The organism is Lactobacillus sp. PSON, from assembly GCF_052615405.1.
On the sequence record NZ_JBQXFW010000018.1, the window covers coordinates 1 to 4084 of the forward strand.

Below are 4084 nucleotides of genomic sequence, written 5' to 3' on the forward strand. Positions count from 1 at the left end.
GTGTCAAAGTCGACCTTGCTTTCTTCTCCATTACCTACTTGATAGCCATCAATTACATAGCCCTTCTTGAGCAATTGATCTACAAAACTCTTTGAACCATTAAATTCAATAGCTGTGTTTGGCATACCAGAATCGCTGTAGCTGCCCATTGTGACTGGACTTGATGGGTTATTTCTATCAATGATCGTCAAGCTTGCCTTTTGTGCATTTTCAACTGGAGCCTTCTTCTCCATTGTAATAACAATTGCACTATTGTTATTGTTTGGAGTTACGCTTTCTCCAGCTACTTTACCAGTCTTAGAATCAACACTTGCATTAGTATTGGTTTCTTTGACACCCACAATATTGTACTTAGTAGTATCAATACCCGGAACTTCTTCAAAATTGCCATCATCTGGTGTCCAAGTGATCTGACCGCTACCAGTTACATTGCCGTCTTTATCAACGGTTACCAAGTGACCAGTTACTAAGTCAACTACTCCCTTACCATTGAACTTGACTTCTTGATGAACTGGTGATTGTGCTTGTGTGCCATCTGCATAGACATAAGTGATATCACGAGTTACAGTCTTATCCAAGTTTTGTGGTTGGTAGTTGTCTGGATACTTAGGTCCGTCTGGATTGTTAGGATCCACTGGTTCTCCCGGCTTGCCCGGCTTATCTGGAGTTACCGGAGTCGTCAAGTGAGCCAAGTGAACTTCGAACTTGTTTTCTCCGTTAGTAAATACTTCCTTACCATCAGTAAAGTTATTAGATACTAACTTGTAACCAATTGATTCATAATGCTTGATCCTGTCTTGAGTAGTGTAAGAAATGACTTGTCCTACTACACCACTGAAGTTTCCGCCTTCAAGTGTCTTGCCTGTTGTGTCATCGATATAAGTGATCGAACCATTTGCGGCAACTGGGGTTTCTGGTTTCTTAGTCAAAGTAATGATGATATGACTATCAGTACTGTTGTGAGTTACATCTTCACCACTTACTGAAGCATTATCCATGTTTACATCGGCATTTGTACCATTTTCCTTAACACTTGAAATGTAGTAACCATTCAAGTTGATTCCTGCAATTGGTTCATAACTTGGCTTATCGTTATCATCTGAAGTTACTGTCCAAGTAATCTGGCCGCCTTGAGTGATTTTGCCATCTTCACCTACAGTTACTAATTGATGAGTTACCTTGTCATAAGTACCTGTTCCTGTGAAGTGAACTTTTTGAACAACTGGCTTTGGACCAACTGTTCCATCAGTGTAAACATAAGTTACTGTTCTAGTGATGGTCTTGTCTAGATCATCCTTAGTGTAACCTGCACCTGGATTATCTGGATTTACTGGAGTTGTATCATGAACAAATTTAAGTTCAAAAGTATTGCCATTTGGATCCTTGACATAAGTTTGCTCGCCATCTTTGAATGGATTATTACCAACTAACTTGTAGCCCAATCCTTCATAGTAGCTGACACGGTTATTAGTTGTGTAGTCGATCTTATCGCCAACTTGTCCGCTGAACTTAGCTTGTTCAAGCTGCTTACCAGTAGTTTCATCAATGTAAGTTACAGAACCTTTAGTATTTTCAACTACTGGGTTCTTAGTGTAGTGAACTGTGTATTCACGGTCAACGTTGCCATTAGTTGCGTTAACTGTGTCTCCACCAACATTTACCTTATCTGCAGTGTAGCCTGGGATATTTGGCGTATTGATATTTTTGTAAGTTTGAGTAGCTGGAGTCCAGCCGTTATCAGTTGTCTTTCCAGTTACCTTATCAATCGTCATTGAGTGAGTAAATGTAATGGTTGTTACATTATCCTTTGGAGTATCCTCACCTGCACCGGTGTAGTGAACTGTTTGAGTACCAGTCTTAGTTAAACTGTCCTTATCAGTGTTACTTGGCCACTTAGGTCCATCTGGATCGTTAGGGTTGATCGGTTCACCTGGCTTGCCTGGGTTATCTGGGTTTACCGGAACAATATTGTGTTCTACGTAAATAGTTACATTGGTATTGCCCTTAGTTACTTCACCTGGAATAGTTACTTCTGGGTTGATCACCTTGTAGCCCTTGTTTTCAAGATCAGTGATCGTTGTAGTCTTATCATAATCAAACTTAGTTCCAACATCTTTATTGCCAGAATTCTTACTGTAGTCTGGTAGATCAACATTATCAGTTACATCATGGACCACAACTGTGATCGAACCTTGATCAGGTGCTGGAGTTACTGGATTGAATGGTACTGGAACATCCTTGCCTGGATCCTTTGGATCTGGATTGATATTGTTTCCTGGCTTATTGTTTGGATCCTTTGGTGTCCAGTTATCTGGAACATTTGGCACGATACCTGTATCTACCTTAGTTGGATCCTTTGGATCGGTTGGGAAGGTTGGGGTATCTGTTCCTGGGATATGGTTGCCGTTTGGATCTACTGGAACGATCTTACCGTTTGGTGTGTAAGTTACAATCACAGTCTTGTTCAAATCATCTGGAGTTACAGTCACTCCGCCAGCAGTCTTCTTATCTGCATGGTAGTTTTGAACGACTGGAGTAGTTTCTTCGCCAAACTTGTGGCTATTTTCATTCCAGCCAGAATCTTCAACGATCTTGCCAGTTACATTATCAAAGGTGATAGTTCTAGTAAATGTAGTCTTTTGAACCTTATCTGCTGGAGTATCTTCACCTGCACCAACATAGTGGACTGTTTGAGTACCAACACGCTTTACACTGTGTTCATCAGTGCCGCTTGGGTAACGTGGACCTGTTGGATTATCTGGGTCAACTGGATCTCCTGGATGACCTGGCTTATCTGGAGTTACAGTAGTTGTACCGTGTACCAAGTATAAAGTAAAGTCTTGATCAGTCTTAGGATCATTATCAAAATTGCCAAAGCTGACATCATTGAATGAATTTGGCTTAGTTTCTTCGCCATTAGCTGACTTAAAGCCATCGATGATATATCCGCGGTTAATCAGATCTTGAACGTAATCTTGTGAACCGCTGAATGAAATTACAGTTCCTTCTTTGCCGCCATCACTATAAGTGTTCATTGTGATCGGGTGACTTGTATCATTTCTATCAATGATCGTCAAGTTAGCCTTTTGATCACTTACAACAGGCTTAGAGTTAGGAGTGTAAATGATAGTGGCATCTTGAACTGTATCGCTTGGCTTAAGAGTCAAACCAGCAACACTACCATCATCATTAGCGTTGATAGTACCTGAGATGTAGTAACCATCAACCTTGTGGCCTGCAACTTCAGCCATCTTGTCGTTATCGCTAGTCCACTTGATCGAGCCTTTTCCAGTGATATTGCCATCTTTATCAACGCTTACCAAGTTGCCTGTTACCAAGTCGATCGTACCTTCACCATGGAAGCTGACTGTTTGAACTTGATCAGCTAGATCATGAGCTTCTGGCTTAGTGCCATCAGTAAAGATGTACTTGATGTTACGAGTAAGAGTCTTTTCCAGATCAGTCTTGGCAAGTCCTGGTTGAGGGTTCTTGTTAGATGGATTGTCTGGATGATTTGGATCTACTGGATGATCTGGGTCAACTGGATCAGTTGGAGTTACTGGACGAGTTCCATGCTTGACGTGGATTGTAACAACTGTATTGCCCTTAGTGATCTCAGCTGGGATAGTGCCATCAGTTGAAACATAAGTGTAGCCGCGATTTTCAAGCTTCTTTAGATCACTATCTGAATTATAAGTTACCTTAGTTCCTTCATCGACATTACCAGTGTCAGTACCAACATTTGGAATATCTACATCATCAGTATCATCATGGAACTTAACTACTAATGAACCTTGCTCAGCCTTCTTATCTGGGGCATAAGTTACAGTTACTGTGTAATTTGAGTCATCATGTGAAACTTTAGCAGAATCTACATTAGTATTATCACTTGAATCCTTGTCAACACTTACAACATGGTAGCCTGGGATCTTTGGTGTGTTCTTAGCGTTAAATTCTTGTTCGCCTGACCAAGTAAGCGGAGTAGTCCACTTGCCAGTTACCTTATCAAGCACACCCTTAGCTGTGAAGTTGACTGGTTGCTTGATATCATCTGGAGTATATTCTCCTGCACCTTCATAGTGGA

1 protein-coding gene is annotated in these 4084 nt (G+C 41.0%); it reads right to left on the reverse strand.

The features are described 5' to 3' along the window. The coding region (locus ACTHPI_RS09565; protein WP_445353879.1) for a mucin-binding protein at window positions 1-4084 on the reverse strand (4084 nt) is incomplete at both ends.